Source organism: Motilibacter deserti, from assembly GCF_011250635.1.
Taxonomy (GTDB): Bacteria; Actinomycetota; Actinomycetes; order Motilibacterales; family Motilibacteraceae; genus Motilibacter_A; species Motilibacter_A deserti.
The window spans coordinates 27,321-48,129 of the sequence record NZ_JAANNP010000014.1 but is presented as its reverse complement, the minus strand read 5'-3'; the positions used below and the strand labels follow the sequence as shown (position 1 = coordinate 48,129).

The window sequence follows — 20,809 nt, the reverse complement described above, 5'->3', positions numbered from 1 at the left end:
CGAGGAAGCCTCGCCCCCGAGGCACTCGTTGAACGAACATCGTTCGGCCTGAATGGAGAAACGCAATGCCGGCAACTCAGCTCATCACTGTCATCGGTGCCACCGGAACCCAGGGCGGCGCGGTCGCGCGCGCCCTGCTGGCCGACGGCACGTTCGCCGTCCGCGCCGTCACCCGCGACGCCACGTCCGCGAAGGCGCAGGCCCTCACCGGCCTCGGCGCCGAGGTCGTCGAAGCGGAGTTGACCGACGAGGACAGCCTGCGCAAGGCCTTCGACGGCGCGTACGGCGCGTACGTGGTCACCCCGTTCTGGGAGCACCGCTCCCCCGAGCGCGAACTGACCGAGGTGCGCACCCTCATCAGCGCTGCACGGGCCACGCAGCTCCAGCACGTGGTCTGGTCCACGCTGGAGGACACCCGGGAGGCAATCCCCGCATCGGACACCCGGATGCCCCTGCTCGGCGACGGCCGGGGCGAGGCGTACCGGGTGCCGCACTTCGACGTCAAGGGCGGTGCAGCCGACGCGCTCTTCGCCGAGTCCGGCCTGCCGGTGACGTACCTGCTGATGTCCTTCTACTGGGACCAGCTGCTCGGCGACCTCAAGCCGCAACGCGATGACGACGGCACGCTGGCCCTGCACCTGCCCGTCGGGACGGCGCCCGTCGCCGGCATCGCCTCCGACGACATCGGCCGGACCGTGCTGGGCATCCTCCAGCAGCCCTCGCAGACGATCGGCGCCAGGATCCCTGCCGTCAGCGACATCCTGACCGGCCAGGAGATGGCCGCGGCCTTCACCACGGTGCTCGGCGAGGACGTCGCCTACCGACCACTGACGGCCGAGCAGTTCCGCGGCTTCGGCTTCCCCGGCGCTGACGAGCTGGGGAACATGTTCCAGTACTACGCGGAGTTCCCCGACTCCTACAACGGCCGCCGCGACCTCGAGACCGCGCACGCCGTCAATCCCCGGTGGCTGCGCCTGACCGACTTCCTGGCCGCCCACCCCGAAGACGTCGCGGCCATCCGCGGCTGAGCTACCGGCTAGCGTCAGCAGCATGCCGCTGCTGGGCCCTGCCGACGCCTTGCCGCCCGGGCCACGGCGAGTGCTCGTCGCCGGGACCTCGGGGGCCGGCAAGACGACGCTGGCCCGTCGGGTCTCGGCTGCGCTGGATGTGCCCCATGTGGAGATCGACGCGTTGTTCCACGGTCCCGACTGGACGCCCCGCGCCACCTTCGAGGAGGACGTGCACCGCTTCAGCGCAGGCCCCGGGTGGGTGACCGAGTGGCAGTACCCGGCGGTGCGCGACCACCTCGCCGGAGCCGCCGACCTCCTCGTCTGGCTGGACCTGCCGAGGAGCCGGGTCATGCGGCAGGTCGTCCGGCGCACCGTCCGACGCCGGCTGCGCCGCGAACGGCTCTGGAACGGCAACGTCGAGCCGCCGCTGCGGACCTTCTTCACCGATCCCGAGCACATCGTGCGCTGGGCGTGGGCCAACCATCCGAGGACGGGGCCACGAGTGCGCGCACTGCTGGAGCAGCGGCCCGATCTCCCCGTGGTCCGGCTGGGCAGCCACGACGAGACGGAGCACTGGCTCCGGCATGTGCTGCCGGACAGCGCGCGGCCTCGTTCCGCGGACTGACGGCTCCCCCGACGGCTGGGCCCTGGAGGCTCAGCCGGTCATCTCCTCCTGCGGGCCGGAAGCACGGCTGTCACACCCGGCGGTACTCCGCCCGCCACCTCGGCCCGTCGGCCTCCTCGATCGCGACGAGCTCCAGCCCGTCCGTCGCGAGGCCGGCCAGGTCTGCCCGGGTCAGCGCGAACGGCGGCCCCTCGTCGGCCGGCTCCCCTGCGCTGCGGCGGAATGCGACCGCCAGCAGCGTGCCGCCGGGCGCGACGAGCCCGGCGACGGCCCGGCCGGCCTGTGCACGCGGCGGGTCCGGCAGCGCCTGGAGCGTGAAGACCTCGACGACGAGGTCGAAGCTGCGCGCCCACTGCGGCGGCAGGTCGAGCAGGTCCGCGACCCGGTAGTCGACGGAGCTGCCGGGGTGGCGCGCGCGAGCCGTCTCGATCGCGGTCGGCGCGAGGTCGAACGCCGTGGTGCGGAAGCCCAGCCGCGCCAGGTGCTCCGCGTCCGCGCCCAGCCCGCAGCCGACGACGACGGCCGAGCGGCCCTCGCCGCGCACACCGTGCTCCAGCGTCCATGCCTGCAGCAGCGGGTGGGGCGCGTCCCGGTCCCATGGCATCGACACGGCGCCGCTCCTGCCTGCGGCGTACAGCTCCTCGAACCACCGGGTCGGCTGGCCGGCGGCGAGCGCACGAGCAGACAGCTCGTCCGCCCACAGGTCCCAGTCGCGCGGCTCGTTCATCCGGGCATCGTGGCACGTGTCGACGTCCGAGGGCTCGCTCTGTCGCGCGCGCACTTCCGTCGGCCAGCTGACCCAGCAACTGTGTCAGGCGTCACGCGACCCGGCGTATCAACGCCGCCCCCCGAGCATCCGGCAGGTGGGCCTGCCCGCCGGCCCTCCCGTCCGTACCCCCGGGGCGGGCGGCGCGACTCGCAACGCCGAGTTGCGAGAGCTCCGAGCACGCGTACCGTGGTCGGGCCGCGTGGGGCGCGGGAGCGGAAGGAGGAGGGCGACTCGCCCTGTCCAGGAGATGAGCACACTCAACCTTTCGCTGGACCTCCCGTTGCGCCACGACGCCTCCGCGCTGGCCCGGCGCTGCCTCGTCGACACCCTGCGGGCGTGGGGCTTCGCCGACGAGGACTGGCTGCACGACGCGGCCCTCCTGGTGACCGAGCTGGTCAGCAACGCCGTACGCCACGGAGGCAGCGAGGTCACTCTCGACGTCCAGGCGAACGGCGGGCACGTCGTCGTCGCCGTCGTGGACGGGTCGGACGTGCTGCCCGTCGCCGGCAGCGGTGACGAGCAGTCCGAGGGCGGGCGAGGCATCCGCATCGTCGAGTCGCTCACCCAGAGCTGGGGGATCGAGCAGAGGCACGGCGGGAAGCGGGTCTGGGCCGTCCTCCAGCCGGCAGCGCCTCTGGCCTGACCGCGCCACCTCGGCTGGCCCGGCCACCGCCGACGCGACGACTGTGCCGGCCGCAAAGCCGCCGCCCTGGGCGGGAATCGGCCGCCCGCACCTCCGGTTCCAGACGACGTGACAGTAGCGACCGAGATCGCCTGCTCCGTCGACATCGAGCACGCCGGCAGCTTCGCGTACGCCCGCTGCGGCTGCGGCTGGCGCGGCCCTGGACGGCGAGCCGTGGACCGTGCCCGGCGCGACGCGGGCGAGCACGGCCAGGCGCTCGCGGCGTAGGCGTACCGGCCCTGCGTCGCCGGCCCGGCCCCGGGCGGCCGCGCCGCCGGGCACCGACTCCAGCAGGGCGCGTCAGTCCGCGATGACCACCTTGCCGACGGTGGTGGAGCTCTCGACCTGGCGGTGGGCCTGCTTCAGGGTCTCCGCTCCGATCGGCGAAAGCCGCGTCGTCATCGTCGTGCGCACGACGCCCTCGTCGACGAGGCGCGCGACCTCGTCCAGCAACTGGTGCTGATATGCGCTGGCCGGCTCGAAGAGCGGACGGGTGAACATCAGCTCCCAGTGCCAGGTCTGGCTCTTGGGCTTCAGCGGCATCAGGTCCAGACCGACCGGGTCGTCGATCGCGACGACCTCGCCGCGCACCTTCAGCACCTCGGCGAACTTCTCGGCGTTGCCCGCGGAGAACGCCGAGAAGACCCAGTCGACACCGCTGGGCGCGAGCGCCTTCACCTCGTCGACGAAGTCGCGGGAGTTGACGACCTCGTCGGCGCCGAGCGCGCGCACCCACTCCACGGACTCCGGACGCGACGCGGCGGCGATCACCCGCACGCCCGGAAGCTCGCGGGCCAGCTGCAGGACCATCGAGCCGACGCCTCCGGCCGCCCCCACGACGAGCAGCGTCCCGGTGCTGCCGCTGTCCAGCCCGAGCCGGTCGAACAGCACCTCCCAGGCCGTGATGCTCGTGAGCGGCAGCGCGGCGGCTTCGGCGAAGTCGAGCGTCCTCGGCTTGTGCCCGACGACCCGCTCGTCCACGAGGTGGAGCCGCGCGTTCGTGCCCGGGCGGGAGATGTCGCCGGCGTAGTAGACCTCGTCTCCGACCGCGTACGCCGACACCTGCGCGCCGACGGCGACGACGACGCCCGCCGCGTCGTACCCGAGCACCTTCGGCGTCCCGGCGGGGTCGGAGGAGGCGCGTACCTTGACGTCGACCGGGTTGACCGAGACGGCGCGCACCTCGACGAGCAGGTCGTGCGGGCCGGGAGGCTGGACCTCGAGCTCGACGTCGATCAGCGCGTCCGGGGCGTCGATAGGGCCGTTGTGCAGGTAGGCGACGGCCTTCGTTGTCGTGGGGGTCTCCATGGCGGCGACGCTATGCGATCGGTACTGGTTACCCGCAAGAGCGCTTGGTTCCCTTCGGGTACTAAGCTCGCCCCATGTCCATGACCACCTCCGCTCATGCACCGACGTGCGGCCCCAAGGACGTGTACGCCGCCAACTGCCCGTGCCGGTCGGTGCTCGACCTGCTCGCCGACAAGTGGAGCGCACTCGCCCTCGGCGCGCTCGAGGACGGCCCGCAGCGCTTCGGCGCCGTGAAGCGGCGCCTCGACGGGGTGAGCCCGAAGGTGCTGACGGCGGTGCTGCGGCGCCTCGAGGACGCGGGACTGGTGGACCGGGTCGTCTATCCCGCCGTGCCGCTGCACGTGGAGTACTCGCTCACGCCCCTCGGAGCCGACGCGTGCAAGCCGCTGGCCGCGCTGCGCTCCTGGGTCGAGGACAACATCGACCGGTTCCCGGAGCGGTAGCGCGCTAGGGCCGCAGCAGCGGCTCAACGATTGTCGTGCTGAACCGTGGCAATTCGGGCGCGCGCCCGACGACGAGTCACCGCGCGTCACGCATTGTTCGCGATTTCGCCGAGTCGTGTCACGCGTCCTCAACGCCGGCGTCGCTCATTCTGATCACGCACTCCTTGTTTCTCACATGCGATTGCGGCCACGTCCGAGCGACTACTTCCTGATGCAGGTGTGCGAGCCGTCGACACCGATTAACCTCCCGAGTGCACGCGGCCCCCGGAGGCCGGGTGTGACAGGAGGAAGCAATGCAGGCACGACGACTGGCAGGGGCCGCTGGTGCGGCCACGCTTGCCGTCGCCATGGCGGCAGGGGCCGGCACCCCGGCCTTCGCCGCCAAGAGCCCGACGACGGACGTGGCCACCAGCTGCGCCGTCGTGGTCAAGGCGAGCGGTGTCACCAAGGACGCCACCAGCGGGACCGTCCGCTTCTACAACACCGGCGACAAGCCGGTGAAGTGGCAGCTCAACTGGGACGTCGCCCAGGGCGAGGCCGTGGGCGACCTGTGGAACGGTCGTGACGAGAAGCAGACGTGGTTCCAGCACGGGAGCACGCTCGTCGTCTTCGGCCAGACCTGGAACCGGACGATCCAGCCGGGCAAGTCCCTGACGCTGGGCTACGTCGTCTCGGGGAAGGCGGCGCCGGCCAACGTGCGGATGAACGGCATCGCCTGCGGGGCACCGTCGGCGGACGTCCTCCGTGCGGCGAAGAAGGCGGACAAGGAGCAGGCTCGCGCCGTCGAGCGTCAGCTCAAGTCCGAGGCGAAGGCCGCGGCCAAGGCCGCCAAGGACGCCGCCAAGGCGGCGGAGAAGGCAGCCAAGGCCGAGAGCAAGGCCTGATCGACGTTCCGCGTCTTGCTCTCGTCAAGGCCCCTGCCGCTCCGGCGACAGGGGCTTTGACGTCTCTGAGGTCGTGCCGGCTCAGGCCGAGCGGCGCTTCGCCACCTCGTACAACGCGATCGAGGCGGCGATGCCGGCGTTGAGCGACTCTGTCGAGGCGGCGATCGGGATGCGTACGACCAGGTCGCACGTCTCGCGGACGAGCCGCGACAGCCCCTTGCCCTCCGAGCCCACGACCAGGCAGATGGGGTCGGTGCCGACCTCGAGCGAGCCGACGTCGACCGGGCCGCTCCCGTCGAGCCCGGCGACGAAGACGCCGTCCTCCTTGAGCGCCACGAGGGCGCGGGTCAGGTTCGTCGCCCGCGCCACCGGGATGCGGGCCGCGGCGCCGGCGGCGGTCTTCCACGCGCTCGCCGTCATGCCGGCGGCCCTGCGCTCAGGGACGATCACGCCGTGCGCGCCGAACGCCCCGGCCGAGCGGATGACCGCGCCGAGGTTGCGCGGGTCGGTGACCCCGTCCAGCGCCAGCAGCAGCGGCACCTCGCCCTTGTTGCGCGCGCGGCGCACGAGGGCGGGCACGTCGGCGTAGTCGTAGGGCGGGACCTGCAGCGCGAGGCCCTGGTGGATCGCCCCGTCGGTCATGCGGTCGAGCTCGGTGCGCGGGGACTCCAGCAGCGGGATGCCGAGCTCGGCGGAGAGCTTGAGCGCCTCCTTGACCCGGTCGTCGGACTCGATGCGCTCGGCGACGTAGAGCGCCGTGGCCGGGATCGACGCCCGCAGCGCCTCGACGACGCTGTTGCGGCCCGCGACGAGCTCCCGCCCTTCCTTGTCCGTGCCCCGCCGAGGAGGAGAAGACCGCTTCGGCGAAACGGTGTTCGCTGAAGCGGCCTTCTTGGCGATGAAGGCGGCCTTGCGGCCCGCCTTGTGCGCCGGGCGGTCGATCGCCTTCGGCGTCGGGCCCTTGCCCTCGAGCGCGCGTCGCCGCTGCCCGCCGGACCCGACGGTGGGGCCCTTCTTCGAGCCCGTCTTGCGGACGGCCCCCTGTCGCCTGCTGTTGCCGGCCACGTCAGCTCCCGTTCTCGCCCGCCGCGGCGAGCGACCAGCGCGCCCCGGTCGGGGTGTCTTCCACCAGGATGCCTGCTGCGGCAAGCCGGTCGCGTACGGCGTCGGCCGAGGCCCAGTCCTTGCGCGCCCGGGCGGCCTGCCGCTGCTCGAGCGCAAGCGCGACGAGCGCGTCGACGGCCGAGACGAGCCGGTCGTCGCTGCCGCCCGACGTCGCCCACTGCGGGTCGAGCGGGTTCAGCCCCAGCACGTCGAGCATCGCCACGACCGCGCCGAGGACGTTGCCCAGCTCGTCGTCGTCGGCGCCGCCCTCGGCCAGCAGCTTGTTGCCCTCGCGGACCGTGTCGTGGAGCACGGCGAGCGCGGCGGGCACGCCGAGGTCGTCGTCCATCGCCGCGGCGAACGCCTCCGGCACCCGGTCGACGAAGGCGTACGAGCCGCCCGGCCGCACACCGAAGCGCTCGCTCGCGCGCAGCACGAACCCCTCGAGCCGCCCGTACGCCGCGGCCGCCTCGCGCAGAGCCTCCTCGGAGTACTCCTGGTGCGAGCGGTAGTGCGCACCGGCGAGGTAGAAGCGCAGCTCGACGGGGCGTACGCGCTTGACGACCTCGGTGACCAGCAGCGAGTTGCCGAGCGACTTGCTCATCTTCTCGCCGGCCGTCGTCACCCAGCCGTTGTGCAGCCAGTAGCGGGCGAACCCGTCGCCGGCGGCCTTGGACTGGGCGATCTCGTTCTCGTGGTGGGGGAAGACGAGGTCCATCCCGCCGCAGTGGATGTCGAACTCGGCCCCGAGGTAGGTGCGGGCCATGGCTGAGCACTCCAGGTGCCAGCCGGGGCGGCCGCGGCCCCACGGTGTCGGCCACGAGGGCTCGCCGGGCTTGGCCGACTTCCACAGCGTGAAGTCGCGCGGGTCGTGCTTGCAGGTCTCGACGTCGGTGTCCGCCGCCGGCTGCACGTCGTCGAGCCGCTGCCCGGACAACGCGCCGTAGTCCGCGTAGGAGCGGACGTCGAAGTAGACGTCCCCACCTGCGGCGTAGGCGGAGCCCCGGTCGATCAGCCGGTCCATGAGCTCGACCATCTCGGTCACGTGCCCGGTGGCGCGCGGCGTGACCGTCGGCGGCAGGCAGCCGAGCAGCTCGTAGGCGTGCTCGAACGCGCGCTCGTTGCGCGCCGCGACGGCCCAGTAGGGCACGCCCTCCTCGGCGCCGCGGCGCAGGATCTTGTCGTCGATGTCCGTCACGTTGCGCACGAACGTGACGTCGTAGCCGGAGCGCGCGAGCCAGCGCCGCAGCACGTCGAACGCGACCTGGCTACGGACGTGCCCGACGTGCGGCGGCGCCTGCACCGTCGCGCCACAGAGGTAGATGCCGGCCCGTCCCGGGACGAGCGGCTCGAAGCTGCGCAGGCTCCGGGTCGCGGTGTCGTGAAGACGTAGGCCGACCATCCCCCCAGCCTAGCGAGGCGTGCCCCCGCATCGACCTGCTGCGGCTCAGACCTCGAGCGGGGAGTCGTCGATCCGCTGGTACGTCGTGTCCTGCGGCCCGAGGCCCTGCACCGTGCCGTCGAAGATGCCGTACGCCGGCGCGACGATGATCGCGTCGTGGATCGGGAAGGCCACCTTCGGCTTCACCGCGCGCACGAAGTCGACGGTCTGGCCGATGTTCGACCACGGGGCGACGATCGGGACCGCGAGCACCTCGACGTCGAAGCCCGGGACGGTGAGCGCGTCGCCGGGGTGGAACAGCCGGCCGCCGATGAGGTAGCCGGTGTTGACGATGTTCGGCGCGTCCGGGTGGAACGGCGCGTGGTCCCGGCCGAAGCCGCGCACCTCGACCCCGGCGATGTCGACGGTCTCGCCGTCCGACAGGGTCCGCGCTGGGGAGATACCCGCGTCGGCGAGCTGCTCGGCCGTGCCGGGGTCGACGACGAGCGTCGCCTCCGGGTTCGCCTGGAGCAGCGGGCGCAGCTTGTCCACGTGGACGTGGTCGAAGTGCTGGTGGGTGACGAGGATGCCGGACAGGCCGGTCAGCCCGTCGAACGCGGAGAACGCGCCGGGGTCGACGAGCATGCGGGCGTCGGACTCTTCGACGAGCAGGCACGAGTGGCCGAGCTTGGTGATCTTCACGTCTGCCCAACGTACCCGTGGGCAGGGCCGGCCACGCCTCCTACGACGCCCTGGCGACCACGAGCGCCACCGCGACCGCGGCCAGCCCCTCCCCGCGACCGGTCAGCCCGAGCCCGTCGGTCGTCGTCCCGGACACCGTGACGGGAGCGCCGGCGGCCGCCGAGAGCACCGCCTCGGCCTCGGCGCGGCGCGTGCCGATCTTCGGCCGGTTGCCGACCACCTGGACCGACACGTTCCCGATCTCGAACCCGGCTCCGCGTACGCGGCGGGCGGTCTCGCCGAGCAGCCGCACCCCCGGCGCCCCCGCCCATTCCGGCTCGGACGTGCCGAACTGCGCGCCGAGGTCCCCCAGGCCGGCGGCCGAGAGCAGCGCGTCGCAGGCCGCGTGCGCGGCCACGTCCGCGTCGGAGTGGCCGGCCAGGCCGCGCTCGCCCGGCCAGTGCAGGCCGGCGACGTGCAGCTCGCGCCCGTCCTCGAAGGGGTGGACGTCGACGCCGGTCCCGACCCTAGGGAGCGGCGTCACGCGGTCACCGCCTCGTCGTCGCCGGCTCGGCCGGAGCTGGCGGGTCGCGCAGCGCGCGCAGCATGGACCGCCTCGGCGAGCACGAGGTCGAGCGGGCGGGTCACCTTGAACGCCTCCTCCGAGCCGGGCACCACCTGGACGGGCAGGCCGAGCCGCTCGACCAGGCCGGCGTCGTCCGTGGCCTCCAGCGCGTCGGCCCCCGGCGCCGCGTGGGCCTGCTCGAGCACGACGCGGCGGAACCCCTGCGGCGTCTGCACCGCGCGCAGAACCGAGCGGTCGACGGTCTCCACGACGACCTCGTCGGCGTCGACCCGCTTGACCGTGTCCGTCACCGGAAGCGCGGGGATCACGGCATGCGCCCCGGCCTCCAGCGCCGCGAGGACCGAGCGAGCCAGCGCTGCGGGCGCCAGCGGGCGGGCGGCGTCGTGCACCAGCACCGACGCGACGTCGGCGGGGAGGGCGGCCAGCGCACGGCGTACCGACTCCTGCCGCGTCGCGCCCCCCGCGACCACGACGAGCTGCGCCGTCCCGACCTCCGGGGCGAGCAACGCCGTCACGTCGTCGACCGCACCCGGGTCCGGCGGAGCCGCCACCACGACGACGTCGACGACCTGGCCGAGGGTCTGCACGGCGTGGACGAGCAGCGGGCGGCCGGCGAGCAGGCGCAGCGCCTTGGGGCCTCCCGGCCCGAGGCGCTCCCCGCGGCCGGCGGCCGGGACGACGGCGGCGGTACGCACGGGCGAAGGCTAGCGGGCGGGCCCGGGCCGAGGTGGTGGGCGTCGGGGGGCGCGGGCGCGGAGGCCTTTTCTGGGCGGCGACGCGGCGGCCGCTGGGCTGCCGGTCGGTGGTGTGGCCGGGGTTGCCCGCTGAGCCGTCGTTGCCGCGGCGGGTCATCGTTGCCGCGGCGGGTCATCGTTGCCGCGGCGTGCCGCGGCGAGTCGTCCTTGCTGCGCCGAGTCGTCGGGCAGTGGCAAGTTCGCGTGCCGGCACGTCGTCGGAGCGCGTCAGGTCGTCAGCGTGGCGGACCGTCATCGTAGACGTCGTCAACCCGCGGGGTCGGAGAAGCTCACCCACTCGCACTTAGGGGGTCGTATGGGCGCCACCGACGGCGCACAACACCTCCGAAGTGCCTATACGACCCCCTAAGTGGAGCCGGAACCTTGATCATCCGGGTCCTAGGTATCCGCGGACGACCCTGGGACCCGGATGCGCTCGATCACCGCGGCAGGTGGGACGCGTACGAACACCACGAACCATGCGCCGCTGAGGCCGACCGACACGCGAGGATGCACGCACCGCCAGTGCGGCGCGACGACACACGCACCGCCGGTGCGGCGCGACGATGCACGCATCGCCAGTTCGGCGCGACGACGCACCGTGCCGACGACCCCACTGCCCCAGACAACGCCGAAGGCCCGGTCCCCATGGGGGAACCGGGCCTTCGGGTCAGTGCGTACGGCAGCTCAGGAAGCGAGCACCTCGTCGAGGACGGCCTCGGCCTTGTCCTCGTTGGTCCGCTCCGCGAGCGCGAGCTCAGAGACCAGGATCTGACGCGCCTTCGCCAGCATGCGCTTCTCGCCCGCGGACAGCCCGCGGTCCTTCTCCCGCCGCCACAGGTCGCGCACGACCTCGGCGACCTTGATCACGTCGCCGCTGGCGAGCTTCTCGAGGTTGGCCTTGTAGCGCCGCGACCAGTTCGTGGGCTCCTCGGTGTGCGGAGCCCGCAGCACCTCGAAGACTCGGTCCAGCCCGTCCTGCCCCACGACGTCGCGCACACCCACGAGGTCGACGTTGTCCGCCGGCACCCGAACGGTGAGGTCGCCCTGGGCGACCTTCAGGACGAGGTAGGTCTTGTCCACGCCCTTGATGCACCGGGTCTCGATGGCTTCAATCAGCGCCGCCCCGTGGTGGGGGTAGACGACAGTCTCGCCGACCTTGAACGTCATTCAGATCCCCTTTCCGCCATCGAGGTTAACACGCGGACGAGCTCAGCGACAGGCCAAGTTTGCGCATCGTCGCAGGTCAGGGGCTTGACAAAGCCATGACAATCGTGCTGTGAGGACGCTGTGAGCGCCCGGGCGGAGCCCCTCGACGGCGCGAAACGGCCACGTCGTGTGACGGGGATGTGACCCTGGCAACAGGGGCCGGAAGGCCTGTGCTCACCCGGCCGGTCAGCCTGGCACGGAGGGGGCAGGAGGGCCGTCCCGCCGCCGGGCCCCGCGCCCCTGGGACCTCAGCCGACCGCCCTGGCTGAGCCCGGACCTGCGCCCGGACCTGCGCCCGGACCTGCGCCCGGACCTGCTCAAGCGCCAGCATCGACGCGGCGAGCCCGATTCCGCGAGAGCGGCCCCACTGGCCAGCACCGAGCACGGCGAGCGCGGGTCCCCGGAACGACTCCACCCCCCAGCATCAACGCGGAGAGCGCGGGTCCCGCAACGGCTCCACCCGCCCGCATCGAAGGCAGCGCTCTAGGCGCCCTCGGCGCTCCCACCCACGACGATGGCGACGAGCCGAACGCCCTCGGACCGCTCCCCACCCGCGCCGCTCGAGAGGCAGGGAGCCAGGCGGCCCTCCGAGCTCCTCCCCGCGCCCGGTTCCGGAGCGGCGCGCCGGGCTCCGCGGTGGCAGACTGGCTCAGGTGGCAGGCGGGCCGGCAGACACCGACGGGACGTGGCCCGAGGGCCCGGGCGGCCGCCGCGACGAGGCCGCGGGGACGACGGGGGCGGGTGGCCCGGCCAACCACGGTGGCGCAGGCGCTACCGGAGGCGCGGCCGACCACGTACCCCCTGATTCTGACGGCTCCGACGGCGGGTGGCCGGGCTGGGACGTCGAGCTGCCGGCCGGGTTCGCGGTCCCGGACGACGCGCGCGAGCTCGACGCGGACCGCCAGGCCTGGCTCCGCGATCAGCGCCGTGCCCGTGCCCGCCGCCGCCTGCTGAGCGGGCCGCCCGGCTCCGCTCGCCCGACGCTCCTGCTCCTCCTGCTCGTGGCTGCGCTCGTCAGCGGTGTGAGCGCCGTGTCGGTCATGCTGGTCCCGCGCCCGCCGCAGCGGCAGCTCCCGCTGGCCGCGACCTACGCCCGCGACGGCGACGTGGGCGGGCTGCTGCCGGACGTACGCCTGCAGACCCCGACCCGGACGGTGCCCGTGCGCGCCATCCGCCCGGCGGTCCTCGTCGTCCTGCCGACGACCGACTGTGCCTGCGCCGAGCTCGTCCGCGAGACGGTCCAGCGGGCCGGCGTCGCGGGGGTCGGGACCTGGCTGGTGCTGCCGGAGCGGGACGCCGCCGGCGAGGAGCTCGCGGCGACCGCCCGCCAGTCCCGCGGGATGGCGGCCGTCGACCCCTCGGGGGCAATCGGGCGCGCGGTGGGTGCGACAGGCCCCGTGCTGGTGCTGGTCGCCGCCGACGGCGTGATCACCGAGGCCGAGCCGGTGGCCTCCGCCGATGAGGAGGCGGTCGGCCGTTGGCTCGACCAGCACGTGGCGCAGCTGCATCGGCCCGGCGCCGTGTCCGGCTCCGCGGCCTCTGCGACCGGGTGACCGACTGTCCAAGTGGCGGGCGACCGACTGACCGGGCGACCGACTGACCGCCGGACCGGGCGACCGACAGACCAGGCGACCGACGCACCAGGCGACCAGGCAACCCCGCTGTGACCGAGTGACCGGGCCACCCGCTGACCACACGCGACGTGTAGCCGGAGGTGCCACGGGCACCTACAGCGAGCGCGTCGGCACCCCAGGGCTAGGCTCTGTCCGACGAACCCCGCACCGCTAGATCCGCACTGCCGAGGAGCGCATCGTCGTGACCCGCCCGCTGTCGCGCGCCGATCGGCGCACGCCCCGTGAGCACGCCGCTGCTGACGGTGCTCCCCGCACCCGCCGTACCCGGAACGCCCGGCTCGCCCTGGCCGCCGCCCTGCTCGCTCCTGCGCTCGCGGCCTGCGGCGCGGGGTTCGACGCGCAGACCAACAACGTGCGGCTGCCGGCCGACGGGCTGCGTGCAGACGTCGGCGACATCCGGGTCCTCAACGCGGTGCTGGTGCAGGAGGGCGACGCCGCCAACGTCACGCTGACGATCGCGAACCGCGGCACCGAGCCGCTGACGCTGATCGGCGTCGCCAGCGGCTCCACCGTCGCCGAGCTGAGCGCTCAGCCCGAGATCGCGCCCGGCGCCACCCTGCAGGTCGGCACGGACGTCACCGCGGTGCTCCGCGGCCTCGACCCGGCGGTCCAGCCCGGCACGTACGCCCCGCTGACCCTCGGCTTCGACCCGCAGCGCGAGGTGCAGATGAACGCGACGGTCTACCCGGCCGACGGCTACTACGCCACCCTCGCGCCGACCGAGCCGGTCGTCCCGACCGTGCAGCCCAGCCCGGCCACGCCGACCGAGCCGGTCGCCCCGCCGGCCACCCCGGCGACCGGCGTCGCTGAGGGCGGGCCGACGCCCGAGCCGACGGGCTGACGCTGCCCGTACCAGAAGCACGAGAAGGCCCGCCGCGACGCTCGCGGCGGGCCTTCTTCCGTCTGCGGTCGCACCGCTCGCCCCGGGCGGCGCGAGCGGCAGGCCGTCCCGGCGCGGGCGCTCGGGTCAGGAGCGCCCGGCCGCCGACATCGAAGTCACGGCTCGAGCTCGTAGCCCGGCCCGGCTGACGACGAGGTCACGGCTCGAGCTCGTAGCCCGGCCCGGCTGACGACGCGGTCACGGCTCGAACTTGTAGCCCAGCCCCCGCACGGTGACGAGGTGGCGCGGCGCGGCGGGGTCCGGCTCGATCTTCGAGCGCAGCCGCTTCACGTGCACGTCGAGCGTCTTCGTGTCGCCGACGTAGTCCGACCCCCACACCCGGTCGATGAGCTGCATGCGGGTGAGCACGCGGCCGGGGTTGCGCAGCAGCAGCTCCAGCAGCTCGAACTCCTTGAGCGGCAGCTGCACACCGGCGCCGTCGACGGTCACCACGTGGCGCTCGACGTCCATGCGCACCGGGCCGGCCTCCAGGGCCGCGGGCAGCAGGTCCTCCGGCTCCCCGCCACGGCGGAGCACCGCGCGGATCCGGGCGACGAGCTCGCGGGAGGAGAACGGCTTGGTGACGTAGTCGTCGGCGCCCAGCTCCAGGCCCACGACCTTGTCGACCTCGCTGTCCTTGGCGGTCAGCATGATCACGGGTACGCCGCTGCGCTGGCGCAGCTGCCGGCAGACCTCGGTCCCCGGGATGCCCGGCAGCATGAGGTCGAGCAGGACCAGGTCGGCGCCGTTGCGGTCGAACGTGTCCAGCGCCTCCGGCCCGGTGGTGGCCACCTCCACCTCGAAGCCCTCGCGGCGCAGCATGTACGACAGGGCTTCGCTGAAGGACTCCTCGTCTTCGACGACAAGGACGCGGGTCACGGGGCCTCCCGAGGAGCAGGTGCGGTGGAAGCGGATGCAGCGGCGGAGGAAGGACCGGGCGCGGCGGAGCCCGCCCGGGCGTCACCGGACGTGCCGATGACGTCACCAGTCTCGTCCATGCCGCACGGCAGCCGGATGGTGAAGGTCGAGCCGGAGCCCTCCTCGCTCCAGACCCTGACGTCGCCGCCGTGGTTGTTGGCGACGTGCTTGACGATGCTCAGCCCCAGGCCGGTCCCGCCGGTGGAGCGCGAGCGTGCCTGGTCGACGCGGTAGAACCGCTCGAAGATGCGCTCGAGGTCGCGCTCGGGGATCCCGATCCCCTGGTCGGTCACGGTCAGCTCGACGAGGGAGTCGCAACGACGCGTGGTCACCGCGACGCGCGTGCCCTCGGGGCTGTAGCTCACGGCGTTGTCGACGAGGTTGCGCACGGCCATAACGAGCTGCGGGGCGTCGCCGAGCACGTGCAGGCCGGCCTCCCCTCCGGTGACCAGCTGGATCTTCTTGGCGTCCGCGGCCGTGTGGCAGAGGTCGACGGCCTCGATCACGACGTCGTCGAGGTCGACGCGGCGGGCCTGGGCCAGCGGGTCGTGGCTCTGCAGCCGGGACAGGTCGAGCAGCTCCTGGACCAGCTGGGAGAGGCGAGTGGCCTCCACCTGCATCCGCGCGGAGAAGCGGCGTACGGCCTCCGGGTCGTCGCTGGCGCCCTGCACCGCCTCGGCGAGCAGGATCAGCGCGCCGACCGGGGTCTTGAGCTCGTGGCTGACGTTCGCGACGAAGTCGCGGCGCACGGCGTCCACCCGGCGAGCCTCGGTGCGGTCCTCGACGAGCAGCAGCACCACCCCGTCCTCGAGCCGGGCGACGCGAGCGGTCACCGCGAGGCGCTCGCGCCCCAGCGGCCCGCGCGGCAGCTCGAGGTCGACCTGGCGGGTCTCCCCGTCGCGGCGTACGTCCCGGGCGAGCTTGAGCAGCTCCGGCGAGGAGAGCGACTCCCCGCGCACCAGGCCGAAGGCGTACGCCGCCGGGCTGGCCCGGACGACGTCGTCGCGCCGGTCGAGCAGGATCGTGGAGGAGCGCAGGACGTCGAGCACCGCGGCGAGGCTGGGCGAGACCAACGGCCGGTCGGCCTGGCCCGGCGGTTGGACGGCTCCGTCCCCGGCGCGGCGGCCGGCGAGCGCAGCTCCCACCAGCGCCGCGACGACGACCGCGACGGCGAGCAGCACTGCGATCGTCGCGTCCACGGCAGGGATGGTAGGCCGCGACAGCGGGTATCCCGGGGTCCGCACGCGGCGCCCGCCGCAGCACAGAGCGGATGTTCACCGTACTGTCGGGGGCCGTTCACCCGGGCAGGCCAGACTGGCCGCCGGCCCCCTGCCTACCGACGAAGAGGAGGCCCGATGCGCGACGCCTTCCACGAGGAGCTCGACGCCCTCAGCGACCAGATGGTCGAGATGACCCGGCTGGTCCACTCCGCCGTCGCCCGGGCGACGACCGCGCTGCTCGACGCCGACCTCGGCCTCGCCGAGAGCGTCATCAGCGCCGACGACCAGATCGACTCGCTCCAGCACGACCTGGAGGAGCGCGCCTACCAGCTGCTGGCCCGTCAGCAGCCGGTGGCGACGGACCTGCGCATCATCGTGGCCGGCCTGCGGATGAGCGCGGACCTCGAGCGCATGGGCGACCTGGCTCGGCACCTGGCCCTGGTGGCCCGGATGCGCTACCCCACCTCGGCGATCCCGGCCGACATCCGCGCCTCGATCGCGCAGATGGGCCAGGTCGCGGGGCGCATCGTGCTCAAGGCCGGCAGCGTGATCGCCAACAAGGACGTCCAGGTCGCCCTCGAGCTCGAGAAGGACGACGACGAGATGGACGCCCTGCACCGCCAGCTGTTCCGGCTGCTGCTGGACGACCACTGGCAGCACGGCATCGAGTCGGCCATCGACATCACCCTCATCGGCCGCTACTACGAGCGCTTCGCCGACCACGCGGTCTCGGTCGCCCGCCGCGTCGTCTACCTCGTCACCGGCGAGCACAACCACAGCCCGAACGGCGCCGAGCAGGCCGTCGTCGGCTAGACCGTCGTACGCAGCGCCAGGGCGTCGCGCGGGCTCCGGCCCGCCGGCGCCCTGCGCTTTCCCCGGTGACCGCCGCGCCGCCGACCGCTCTCCGGCCACCCGGCGCCCGGCCGCCCCGCGCCCGGCCACCCGTTTCCCCGCCGCATGCCAGGCCCGAAGCCGATCAGCGAGAGCGCGCCAAGGCCGGCGAGCACGCCCGCGGCCTTCGCGTGCTCCCCGGTGCCGAGCCAGACCCGCGGCACACCGACGTACGGGATGGCCAGCCGGGCCACCCCGACGACGTCCGCGCGCGGCACCGCCGGCCCGTCGCCGACCGCGTTGGCGTCGCCCTTGGTCTGCACGGACCCGTCGGGAAGGACGGCGACGACCCGGTGGGTGACGGTCTCGTCGGGGCTGCCTGGGCGGCGGAAGACGACGACCTGGCCGGGTGCGAGGGGCCGGTCCGGGGCGGTGGTGACGACGACCGTGCCGGGGGTGACGGCCGGGGCCATCGACCCGGTGACAACCACCCGGACGTCGGCGCCGAGGGCGACGGCGAGCAGGCCCCAGCCGCCCAGGGCGAGGACGAGCAGCACCACGGCCCGGCAGACCGCGGGGAGCACGCGGGCCGCGACCGCCGCGGGAGGCATCGCTGGAAGCGTCGCGCTCACAGCGTCGTCGTCCGCCAGACCAGCCCGGCGCCCGCGACCCCGCCCTGCGTGCTGTCGGGCGCGGTCGAGGAGTAGCGCCAGGACAAGCGGTACTGGCGGGCGCCGTCGGTCGCCCCCGGCTGCCACTCGGCGACGCCGTCGGCGTACGACCCGTGGGTGGACAGGTCGCGCAGCGTGCCGGACCAGACCGGCGTGCCCCCGGCGAACGACGTGCAGTCGGCCGGCGCCCCCGCCGCGCGCTCGGGTGCCGTCTCGACCGTGACGGTGAGGTGGTCGGCGACGCCCTGGGTGTCGGCGAAGGTGTCGGAGTAGAGCCGCACCGGCCCGACGGGCGCCCCGCTGCCGGTGAAACGGACCTGGAAGCAGCGCTCGCCGGACGCGCCGGGCACGACCTGGTCGGGGCTGAAGACGGCGGTGCCGGTGAGGTCGCCGCCGAGGTCGATCTCCGCGGCGGTCCACGAGTTGCCCGGCGCGCTCGTCGTCGCCGTGAACGCGGCCTGGGACGTGTGCGCGATGAGCACCCCGCTGCCCACCACCGCCAGCGTCACGGGGACGACCGCGGGCGCCCACCGGCGTACCCGGCCCTGCTCTCCCCAGGCATGGCGCCGACCCTGCTCGGCCTCGTCCACCGGCCGACGGACCCGACCCTGCTCGACCCTTGCCATAGCCAACCCCCGCAGCCGTGCGACGTCCCTTCCTGGCGAACAGGGTCCGTGGGGGTAGCCGCTTAGTGCGGGGAACAGCCCCAGAACGAGCACAAGGGCTCAACCCGTCCGGATGCCTCCGGGGGTCGAGCCCTTGTGCCGAGCGGGACTAACGGCCCTGGTTCTTGACCGCCTCGATGGCCGACTTCGCGGCCTCCGGGTCGAGGTACTCCCCACCCGGCGTCACCGGCAGCAGGTCCTCATCGAGCCGGTAGACCAGCGGGATGCCGGTCGGGATGTTGAGCCCGGCGATCGTCTCGTCGTCGATCTTGTCCAGGTGCTTGACGAGCGCGCGCAGCGAGTTGCCGTGCGCCGTGACCATGACGGTCTTGTTCGAGCGCAGGTCGGGGACGATCGCGTCGTACCAGTAGGGCAGCATCCGCCCGACGACGTCCTTGAGGCACTCGGTGCGCGGCAGCAGCTCCGGCGGGAGGTCGGCATAGCGCAGGTCGCCGAACTGGGAGAACTCGTCCTCGTCGGCGATCGGCGGCGGCGGCACGTCGTAGGAACGGCGCCACAGCATGAACTGCTCGTCACCGAACTCGCCCCGGATCTGCGCCTTGTCCTTGCCCTGCAGCGCGCCGTAGTGCCGCTCGTTGAGCCGCCACGACCGCTTCACGGGCAGCCAGTGCAGGTCCGCGCGGTGCAGCGCGATCTCCGCGGTCCGGATCGCCCGGCGCAGGACGCTGGTGTGCAGGACGTCGGGCAGCAGTCCCGACTCGGCCAGCATCTGGCCACCGCGCTCGGCCTCCGCGCGGCCCTTCTCCGACAGGTCGACGTCGACCCAGCCGGTGAAGAGGTTCTTCGCGTTCCACTCGCTCTCACCGTGCCGGAGCAGGATCAGCGTGTACGCCGCACCCTCGTTCGCGTCCTCGTTCGCCATGCGCCCGAGCCTAAGGGGGCGGCGCTCCGGCGCGTACGCCGACCTCCAGCCGCGCCCCGCCGCGCCCGCGGTCCCCCGCCCCCGCGCGCCGGCCCGCGTTCTGGCGCAATGCCGCATTCATGCGTACGTCGCCTGGCACGATGCCGCATTCATGCGATAGGTCCGTTGCAATGGCGCATCGTGGCGACCGGACGTGGCGAGAATGCGGCATTGCGACAACCCGCGAGCGGGCGCCTCGATGACGGGCACGCCGCCACGGCAGCGCTGCCTCAGCGCCGCGCAGACCAGCCCCCCGCGCCACCCAGGCCCGCACTCCGGCGCGTACGCCGACCTCCGCCAGCGCCAGCGCGTCAGCTACCGGCGGCGAGCCGCTGCGGCGTCCGCGCGGCCTCGACGGCCTCGGCGTAGACGTCCGCGACGGCGCCGGCGGTGGCGTTCCACCCGAAGCGCAGGGCGTGCGCCCGCGCGGCGACGGCGTACGCGGCGAGCCGCCCCGGCGCCGCGGCGAGCTCGCGCAGCTCCCGCGCCCAGCGCTCGGGGTCGTGGCCCTCGACCAGCACGCCGGAGACGCCGTCCGCGACGGCCGTGGTCAGCCCGCCGACGGCGGCCGCGACGACCGGAGTGCCGCAGGCCTGGGACTCGACGGCGACGAGCCCGAAGGACTCGCTGTGCGAGGGGACGACGGTGAGGTCGGCCGCGGCGTACCACCGGGCCAGCTCCTCGCGGCCGACCGGTGGCTGGAAGCGGACGAGGTCGCCGATGCCGAGCGAGCGGGCCAGCGCGGCGAGCGCCTCGGGCCGCTCGAGCCCGGTGCCGCTGGGGCCGCCGACGACGACCACCTGCAGCCGCGAGCGGAGCGCGGGGTCCTGCGCGACCATGCGGGCGGCGGCCCGGACGAGCACGTCGGGGGCCTTGAGCGGCTGGACGCGGCCGACGAACAGGAGCACGAGGGCGTCGCCGCGCAGCCCGACCGCGCGTCGGGCGGCCCGCCGGTCCATCGGGGCGAACACGTCGAGGTCGACGCCGGGGGCGACGACGGAGACGGCGGCGGGGTCGGCGGCGTAGAGGTCGACGAGCTGGCGGGCCTCGTCGTCGGTGTTCGCCAGCAGCCGGTCCGCGGCCTCGACGACCTGCTGCTCGCCGATCTCGCGGGTGAGTGGCTCGGGGCGGTCGCCGTCGGCCAGCGTGAGGTTCTTGACGCGAGCCATCGTGTGCATCGAGTGCACGAGCGGGACGCCCCAGCGCTCGGCGGCGAGCCAGCCGACCTGGCCGGAGAGCCAGTAGTGGGAGTGGACCAGGTCGTACCACCCGGGCTCGTGCTGGGCCTCGGCCCGCAGCACGCCGGCCGCGACGGCGCAGAGCTGGCCGGGGAGGTCCTCCTTGGAGAGCCCCTCGAGCGGCCCGGCCGCGATGTGGCGCACGAGCACGCCGTCGTCGAGCTCGGTCACCGGCGGGAGGCCGCTGCGCGTCGCGCGGGTGAAGATCTCCACCTCGGTGCCGAGCCGAGCCAGCCGGCGCGACAGCTCGACGACGTAGACGTTGAGGCCGCCTGCGTCACCGGTGCCGGGCTGGTCCAGCGGCGAGGTGTGGATGCTGAGCATCGCCACCCGGCGCAGCCGACGTCCCCGACGGCCGGCGCGCAGGGGACGAGCGATCTCGCTTCGCACCGGCACGACCCCCATCCTCCCCGA

At 73.8% G+C, this 20,809-nt stretch carries 23 protein-coding genes; 9 read left to right on the top strand and 14 right to left on the bottom strand.

What is annotated here, in order from left to right:
* The first annotated feature begins 65 nt into the window (after positions 1 to 65).
* Positions 66 to 1,028: an NmrA/HSCARG family protein gene (locus tag G9H71_RS14645; protein WP_166283099.1), complete on the top strand. Its 963-nt coding sequence runs from the start codon at positions 66 to 68 to the stop codon at positions 1,026 to 1,028.
* Between the two features lie 22 nt (positions 1,029 to 1,050).
* Complete coding sequence (locus G9H71_RS14640) at positions 1,051 to 1,635, top strand: P-loop NTPase family protein (RefSeq protein ID WP_166283097.1); 585 nt, start codon at positions 1,051 to 1,053, stop codon at positions 1,633 to 1,635.
* Between the two features lie 70 nt (positions 1,636 to 1,705).
* Here the strand turns inward: G9H71_RS14640 and G9H71_RS14635 are convergent, their stop codons facing one another.
* Positions 1,706 to 2,362, bottom strand: coding sequence for a class I SAM-dependent methyltransferase (locus tag G9H71_RS14635; RefSeq protein ID WP_166283095.1), 657 nt, complete (start codon positions 2,360 to 2,362; stop codon positions 1,706 to 1,708).
* Between the two features lie 289 nt (positions 2,363 to 2,651).
* Here G9H71_RS14635 and G9H71_RS14630 point away from each other — a divergent pair, with 289 nt between their 5' ends.
* A complete protein-coding gene (locus tag G9H71_RS14630; protein ID WP_166283093.1) occupies positions 2,652 to 3,047 on the top strand; it encodes an ATP-binding protein in 396 nt (131 codons plus the stop codon).
* 108 nt (positions 3,048 to 3,155) lie between these two features.
* On the top strand, positions 3,156 to 3,314 hold the full coding sequence (locus tag G9H71_RS14625) for a hypothetical protein (RefSeq protein ID WP_166283091.1): 159 nt from the start codon (positions 3,156 to 3,158) through the stop codon (positions 3,312 to 3,314).
* Between the two features lie 72 nt (positions 3,315 to 3,386).
* Here the strand turns inward: G9H71_RS14625 and G9H71_RS14620 are convergent, their stop codons facing one another.
* A complete protein-coding gene (locus G9H71_RS14620) occupies positions 3,387 to 4,394 on the bottom strand; it encodes a zinc-binding alcohol dehydrogenase family protein (protein WP_166283089.1) in 1,008 nt (335 codons plus the stop codon).
* Positions 4,395 to 4,474: 80 nt separating this feature from the next.
* On the opposite strand from G9H71_RS14620, the gene G9H71_RS14615 reads away from it, so the two are divergent.
* On the top strand, positions 4,475 to 4,837 hold the full coding sequence (locus G9H71_RS14615; RefSeq protein WP_166283141.1) for a winged helix-turn-helix transcriptional regulator: 363 nt from the start codon (positions 4,475 to 4,477) through the stop codon (positions 4,835 to 4,837).
* Between the two features lie 293 nt (positions 4,838 to 5,130).
* Positions 5,131 to 5,721 carry a cellulose binding domain-containing protein gene (locus G9H71_RS14610; RefSeq protein WP_166283087.1) on the top strand — a complete coding sequence of 197 codons (591 nt, stop codon included), beginning with the start codon at positions 5,131 to 5,133 and terminating at the stop codon, positions 5,719 to 5,721.
* Positions 5,722 to 5,802: 81 nt separating this feature from the next.
* Here G9H71_RS14610 and rlmB read toward each other — a convergent pair whose 3' ends face one another.
* From rlmB to G9H71_RS14580, 6 genes are all read right to left on the bottom strand, one after another.
* Positions 5,803 to 6,786: a 23S rRNA (guanosine(2251)-2'-O)-methyltransferase RlmB gene (rlmB, locus tag G9H71_RS14605; protein ID WP_166283085.1), complete on the bottom strand. Its 984-nt coding sequence runs from the start codon at positions 6,784 to 6,786 to the stop codon at positions 5,803 to 5,805.
* Between the two features lies 1 nt (position 6,787).
* Positions 6,788 to 8,227, bottom strand: a complete 1,440-nt coding sequence (gene cysS, locus G9H71_RS14600; protein WP_166283083.1) for a cysteine--tRNA ligase — start codon at positions 8,225 to 8,227, stop codon at positions 6,788 to 6,790.
* Positions 8,228 to 8,272: 45 nt separating this feature from the next.
* Entirely contained in the window at positions 8,273 to 8,908 is a 636-nt protein-coding gene (locus G9H71_RS14595) for an MBL fold metallo-hydrolase (RefSeq protein ID WP_166283081.1), read from the bottom strand.
* Between the two features lie 40 nt (positions 8,909 to 8,948).
* Entirely contained in the window at positions 8,949 to 9,431 is a 483-nt protein-coding gene (ispF, locus tag G9H71_RS14590) for a 2-C-methyl-D-erythritol 2,4-cyclodiphosphate synthase (RefSeq protein WP_166283079.1), read from the bottom strand.
* Positions 9,428 to 10,168: a 2-C-methyl-D-erythritol 4-phosphate cytidylyltransferase gene (gene ispD, locus G9H71_RS14585; protein WP_166283077.1), complete on the bottom strand. Its 741-nt coding sequence runs from the start codon at positions 10,166 to 10,168 to the stop codon at positions 9,428 to 9,430. Before ispD ends, ispF begins: the two co-directional genes overlap by 4 nt.
* Before the next feature lie 726 nt (positions 10,169 to 10,894).
* On the bottom strand, positions 10,895 to 11,377 hold the full coding sequence (locus tag G9H71_RS14580) for a CarD family transcriptional regulator (RefSeq protein WP_166173020.1): 483 nt from the start codon (positions 11,375 to 11,377) through the stop codon (positions 10,895 to 10,897).
* 692 nt (positions 11,378 to 12,069) lie between these two features.
* Between G9H71_RS14580 and G9H71_RS14575 the strand changes: the two genes are divergently transcribed.
* Both G9H71_RS14575 and G9H71_RS14570 read left to right on the top strand, forming a co-directional pair.
* Positions 12,070 to 12,969, top strand: a complete 900-nt coding sequence (locus G9H71_RS14575; protein WP_166283075.1) for a hypothetical protein — start codon at positions 12,070 to 12,072, stop codon at positions 12,967 to 12,969.
* Positions 12,970 to 13,231: 262 nt separating this feature from the next.
* The gene (locus G9H71_RS14570) at positions 13,232 to 13,891 is read left to right on the top strand and encodes a hypothetical protein (RefSeq protein ID WP_166283073.1); all 660 of its coding nucleotides are present in this window, start codon (positions 13,232 to 13,234) and stop codon (positions 13,889 to 13,891) included.
* Between the two features lie 237 nt (positions 13,892 to 14,128).
* Here the strand turns inward: G9H71_RS14570 and G9H71_RS25160 are convergent, their stop codons facing one another.
* Together G9H71_RS25160 and G9H71_RS14560 are read right to left on the bottom strand one after the other, a co-directional pair.
* Entirely contained in the window at positions 14,129 to 14,809 is a 681-nt protein-coding gene (locus G9H71_RS25160; RefSeq protein ID WP_166283071.1) for a response regulator, read from the bottom strand.
* A complete protein-coding gene (locus G9H71_RS14560) occupies positions 14,806 to 16,047 on the bottom strand; it encodes a sensor histidine kinase (RefSeq protein WP_166283069.1) in 1,242 nt (413 codons plus the stop codon). The genes G9H71_RS25160 and G9H71_RS14560 overlap by 4 nt, the downstream gene beginning before the upstream one ends.
* A 156-nt stretch (positions 16,048 to 16,203) precedes the next feature.
* Here G9H71_RS14560 and phoU point away from each other — a divergent pair, with 156 nt between their 5' ends.
* Positions 16,204 to 16,881, top strand: a complete 678-nt coding sequence (phoU, locus tag G9H71_RS14555; protein ID WP_166283067.1) for a phosphate signaling complex protein PhoU — start codon at positions 16,204 to 16,206, stop codon at positions 16,879 to 16,881.
* Here phoU and G9H71_RS14550 read toward each other — a convergent pair.
* The 4 genes from G9H71_RS14550 to mshA form a co-directional block, all read right to left on the bottom strand.
* Complete coding sequence (locus tag G9H71_RS14550) at positions 16,878 to 17,510, bottom strand: signal peptidase I (RefSeq protein WP_166283065.1); 633 nt, start codon at positions 17,508 to 17,510, stop codon at positions 16,878 to 16,880. The two genes, phoU and G9H71_RS14550, sit on opposite strands and share 4 nt — an antisense overlap.
* 17 nt (positions 17,511 to 17,527) lie before the next feature.
* Positions 17,528 to 18,160: a hypothetical protein gene (locus G9H71_RS14545; RefSeq protein ID WP_166283063.1), complete on the bottom strand. Its 633-nt coding sequence runs from the start codon at positions 18,158 to 18,160 to the stop codon at positions 17,528 to 17,530.
* A gap of 184 nt (positions 18,161 to 18,344) precedes the next feature.
* Positions 18,345 to 19,118, bottom strand: a complete 774-nt coding sequence (locus G9H71_RS14540) for a phosphoglyceromutase (RefSeq protein WP_166283061.1) — start codon at positions 19,116 to 19,118, stop codon at positions 18,345 to 18,347.
* Positions 19,119 to 19,468: 350 nt separating this feature from the next.
* Positions 19,469 to 20,800: a D-inositol-3-phosphate glycosyltransferase gene (gene mshA, locus G9H71_RS14535; protein WP_166283059.1), complete on the bottom strand. Its 1,332-nt coding sequence runs from the start codon at positions 20,798 to 20,800 to the stop codon at positions 19,469 to 19,471.
* Positions 20,801 to 20,809 lie beyond the last annotated feature (9 nt).

Bases quoted from the DNA above. Each gene is read 5' to 3' on its own strand.
- G9H71_RS14645 (WP_166283099.1), top strand. From the start codon at position 66: ATGCCGGCAACTCAGCTCATCACTGTCATCGGTGCCACCGGAACCCAG.
- G9H71_RS14640 (WP_166283097.1), top strand. From the start codon at position 1,051: ATGCCGCTGCTGGGCCCTGCCGACGCCTTGCCGCCCGGGCCACGGCGA.
- G9H71_RS14635 (WP_166283095.1), bottom strand. From the start codon at position 2,362: ATGAACGAGCCGCGCGACTGGGACCTGTGGGCGGACGAGCTGTCTGCT.
- G9H71_RS14630 (WP_166283093.1), top strand. From the start codon at position 2,652: ATGAGCACACTCAACCTTTCGCTGGACCTCCCGTTGCGCCACGACGCC.
- G9H71_RS14620 (WP_166283089.1), bottom strand. From the start codon at position 4,394: ATGGAGACCCCCACGACAACGAAGGCCGTCGCCTACCTGCACAACGGC.
- G9H71_RS14615 (WP_166283141.1), top strand. From the start codon at position 4,475: ATGACCACCTCCGCTCATGCACCGACGTGCGGCCCCAAGGACGTGTAC.
- G9H71_RS14610 (WP_166283087.1), top strand. From the start codon at position 5,131: ATGCAGGCACGACGACTGGCAGGGGCCGCTGGTGCGGCCACGCTTGCC.
- cysS (WP_166283083.1), bottom strand. From the start codon at position 8,227: ATGGTCGGCCTACGTCTTCACGACACCGCGACCCGGAGCCTGCGCAGC.
- G9H71_RS14580 (WP_166173020.1), bottom strand. From the start codon at position 11,377: ATGACGTTCAAGGTCGGCGAGACTGTCGTCTACCCCCACCACGGGGCG.
- phoU (WP_166283067.1), top strand. From the start codon at position 16,204: ATGCGCGACGCCTTCCACGAGGAGCTCGACGCCCTCAGCGACCAGATG.
- G9H71_RS14550 (WP_166283065.1), bottom strand. From the start codon at position 17,510: ATGCCTCCCGCGGCGGTCGCGGCCCGCGTGCTCCCCGCGGTCTGCCGG.
- G9H71_RS14540 (WP_166283061.1), bottom strand. From the start codon at position 19,118: ATGGCGAACGAGGACGCGAACGAGGGTGCGGCGTACACGCTGATCCTG.
- mshA (WP_166283059.1), bottom strand. From the start codon at position 20,800: ATGGGGGTCGTGCCGGTGCGAAGCGAGATCGCTCGTCCCCTGCGCGCC.